The organism is Methanobrevibacter sp., assembly GCF_017432245.1.
GTDB lineage: Archaea > Methanobacteriota > Methanobacteria > Methanobacteriales > Methanobacteriaceae > Methanobrevibacter.
In genome coordinates this window covers 1-3579 of record NZ_JAFRJO010000022.1, presented here as the reverse complement: position 1 = coordinate 3579, position 3579 = coordinate 1, and the positions used below count along the sequence as shown (strand labels likewise).

At 33.3% G+C, this 3579-nt stretch carries 4 protein-coding genes; 2 read left to right on the top strand and 2 right to left on the bottom strand.

Annotation, left to right across the window (positions count from 1 at the left end):
• Both frhD and frhA read right to left on the bottom strand, forming a co-directional pair.
• A partial coding sequence (frhD, locus tag IJI80_RS01950) for a coenzyme F420-reducing hydrogenase, FrhD protein (RefSeq protein ID WP_292787127.1) occupies positions 1 to 338 on the bottom strand: 338 nt, incomplete at its 3' end.
• 29 nt (positions 339 to 367) lie between these two features.
• A complete protein-coding gene (gene frhA, locus IJI80_RS01945; protein WP_292787125.1) occupies positions 368 to 1585 on the bottom strand; it encodes a coenzyme F420 hydrogenase subunit alpha in 1218 nt (405 codons plus the stop codon).
• Positions 1586 to 2227: 642 nt separating this feature from the next.
• On the opposite strand from frhA, the gene IJI80_RS01940 reads away from it, so the two are divergent.
• Both IJI80_RS01940 and IJI80_RS01935 read left to right on the top strand, forming a co-directional pair.
• Positions 2228 to 2743: an endoglucanase gene (locus IJI80_RS01940; RefSeq protein ID WP_292787123.1), complete on the top strand. Its 516-nt coding sequence runs from the start codon at positions 2228 to 2230 to the stop codon at positions 2741 to 2743.
• Between the two features lie 274 nt (positions 2744 to 3017).
• Positions 3018 to 3539: a hypothetical protein gene (locus IJI80_RS01935; protein WP_292787120.1), complete on the top strand. Its 522-nt coding sequence runs from the start codon at positions 3018 to 3020 to the stop codon at positions 3537 to 3539.
• Positions 3540 to 3579: the final 40 nt, after the last annotated feature.

Genomic DNA, 3579 nt, shown 5'->3' with positions numbered 1-3579 from the left:
ACTAAATCGTGAAGAGGCTCTTCTACAGGCCAAGTATGAGCGTTCTCATATTTGCCTTTAGGCATATCATAAGGGGAGAAAATCTTAAGGGTTCCTGGTTCTGCATTCCATTCAACTACGTCAACCACAATCACTTTTTTCCAATTGTCATCAGGCATGGAAAAAATGAAATGAGTTGCACCGGTTCCTGCATCAATGAACTGAGTGTCTTCCGGCTTTTCAATATCGTTTTCTTTAAAATAATCTTCTAAAGCATGGATAACCATTGGACCGAAACCATCATCTTTAAACAATACGTTTCCACATCCAACGACTAATCTTCCTGCATCATAAGGCATAATATTCCTCTCTATTAAAATCTATAAAATTAAATTCTCACCATTTCGTTTTTAACAACTGATCCATCTTCGTCGTCAACTACCATTACGTGAGTTGCACAAGATAAACATGGGTCGTAAGCTCTGATTACGTGAGGTCCCCATTCGTGATGGAATCCTTCAGTTGCAGGACCCATAGTTGGGATGTTCCAAGTAGTTGGTACTAATGCACTGTAGAAAGCGGTTTTTCCGTCTTTTACTTGTGCCATGTGAATATCAGTTCCTCTAGGAGCTTCTACTACACCGATACCTAATTTGTTGGTTCCTCTTGGGTCGAAATCTGCGAGGGTATTAGCAGCAGTGTCTAATTCATCTAAGATAGCAATAGCTCTGGAAAGGTAAGTTTTCATTTCACGAGCTCTAGCTAAGTGTTGAGCTACAACACCTTTTTCTTTGTAGCCTTGGAATTTATCTAATCTTGCTCTAGGACCAGTTTCTACTGCTAAACCATCGTATAATGGTACAGTAGTACATGCTCTTTTACCGATTTCTGGGTCATCATACCATAATTCTGGTACAATTTCAGTGAATCTGTCAAGATCGAAGAATTCTCTTTTACCGTAAATGACGTCACTTGCAAATACAGGAGCAGTGATTGCACCTAATCCTTCAGGAATGTCCTTTTCAAGGATTAAGTTGGTCATTAATTCAACGTGGTTGTCTACAACAGGAACTAATGCTTTCATTCTGGTGTATAATTTTTTACGTGCAAGTTCGGATAAGTTTCTTGCCATACCACCAATTCTGATATCAGATGGGTGGATACCTTCACCAGCTACCATATCTACAACATATTGTGCTGTTTTTCTAATAGTTCCAACACTGTCTACTGCAGTTTTGAAAAGATCTTCAGGTACAAAGTCAGGAGCAACTAAGAAATGGTGAATTGCGTGACTGTTTAAGTTAGAAGATGCAATTGTTAATTCTCTTAACAATGCAGCTGCTTTTGGAATTTCAATGTCTAAAGAGTCATCCATTGCTTCAACAGATGCCATTGTATGAGGTACTGGACATACCCCACAAATTCTTTGACAAAGAACTGGTGCGCTTTCAGGTGCTTTACCTGTAACCATTTTCTCTAAGCCTCTGACAGGTGTGATACTGAAGTATCTACCTTTGGTAACGATCCCTTCATCGTCAATTTCCATGACTAATTCCGCATGACCTTCTTGACGAGATGTTGGGGATATAACTATTTTATCGCTCAAATGTGTCACCTCTTATTTTATTTAAAATTTTAAAAGTTAGAAACTAACATTATTAATATTTAATACTAACTTAATATAAATTAACCTTTTAAAATCAAAAAGAAACACTTAAATACTTTTATTTATTAGGTTAACCTAAATTTATGCAAAAAATCAAAAATTCGTTAAGAATTCTTAAAAAGTTAAAAAAACAAGCTCATAGGCAGGATATAAAATCAATTAATTAGGTTAAGCAAAAAAATAAAAATGATTAATCATGATAAATACATGATGATAAATTTTTTAATTTTTTATGAATTTTTATATGAAAAGTATTACTTTTTAAGAAAAAAGCAATTGAAATTTTTTATAAAAATAATGAAATTATTTATTGAAAGTTGAGTGAAAAATAGAAATTTTTCATTGAAAATTTTATATGAAAAATTGAAATTTTTGGAGAAGATTTATTATCTTTTTATTTTATATTTTTATTAAAAAAAATATTATGAATTAGAAAAAATTTTTAGGAAAGATATATTTAACATAATGAACAATAATTATATACAATTGTATTTTTTAAACATCGATTTATAAAAATCAAATTTAAAAAAATTCAATAAATTAGATTTATAAATTATATCTTCTAATAAAGGAGGTGAAGAAATGGATAATTCCAACATAATCATATCTGTAATTATTGTTTTATGTATTGCTGCAGGAGTAACTGCATATGGAATCAGTGAAGGCGATAATGCAGTTTTCAATGATTTAACTGGATTTTCTCCAGACAGTTCAGGCTCTGATAATAATGGTTTAAACGATATATTCGGCACTGATGCTAATGGTGGTGCTGGTTCAGATGGTTCTTCAGGATCCAGCTCCGGAAACAATGGCGCTGGTGGTGGAACTGGCTCCGGAGGAAGCGGGTCAGGCTCTGGCTCCGGAAGTGGATCCGGCTCTGGCTCCGGAAGTGGATCCGGTGGAGGATCAGGCACTTCTAAAATAACTCCTGACAAAGCCAAATCAATTGCTTCCGGTTTTATCGGTGAAGCAGGCGCATATGTCAGCAATGTTAAAGATGACGGAACTATGTACATCTGCTATATCTCAAATTCTACTGGAGATGTAGTTGATGCAATCGGAATTAGTTACACTGGAGAAAACTTAGGAAAAGTATGATGACAATAATTTTTAGGAATATATTTTAAGTATATTCCTTATTTTCCTAACTATTTTCTTAACTTTTTTTAAATCTTTTTAAAAATATTCTAAAAATCTTTTTTTAATATAGAAATTTTCAAAATAAATAAATTTATAATATAGATTTACTAAAATAATACTATATTATCAATTTAAAAAAAATTGATGATTGATTTATAAAGATATTATATTCATAAAAATTTATAGAAAATATTGCAAATCTTTTTTAAAATATTCTAAAAGAGGTGGAAATATGGACAATTCAAGCATTATTATTTCTGTTGTTATAGTATTGTGTATCGCTGCAGGAGTAACTGCATATGGATTAACAAATGATAGCAATACTGTATTCAATGACCTTTCAGGCTTTACCCCTGATGAACAAGGCAATACCGGAATAGGAAATAATTCTACTGGTCTTGAAGGAACAGATTCCGGAACTGGAAGCGGAACCAGTTCAGGCAGTGGAACCAGTAGTTCAAGCTCAAGCAGTAGCTCAAGTTCTTCAAGCAAGCATAATGTTAGCCCTGAAAAAGCTAAAAAAATAGCTGAAGGTGCAGGATGGGATGGTTGCTGGTGTTACAGTGTAAAATATAATTCTCATGGATATTACACTTGCCTTTTAAAGGACGCTAAAGGCCGTACTGGTTATGTTCTTGTTGGATCAGGTACTGGAACAGTATTGGAAGGTGCTTGGAGTGAGGAAGTTGTACCAGATGCAGACAACAAGACTTCTAATTCAACAGACTCTAACAAAACAAGCAATTCACAATAATTCAAAAAATTAAATATTTTTTAATTTAATTTTTATTTTT

What these genes read in the sequence shown, in the direction of transcription:
- IJI80_RS01940 (WP_292787123.1), top strand. Translation starts at nt 2,228, where the DNA reads ATGGATAATTCCAACATAATCATATCTGTAATTATTGTTTTATGTATT.
- IJI80_RS01935 (WP_292787120.1), top strand. Translation starts at nt 3,018, where the DNA reads ATGGACAATTCAAGCATTATTATTTCTGTTGTTATAGTATTGTGTATC.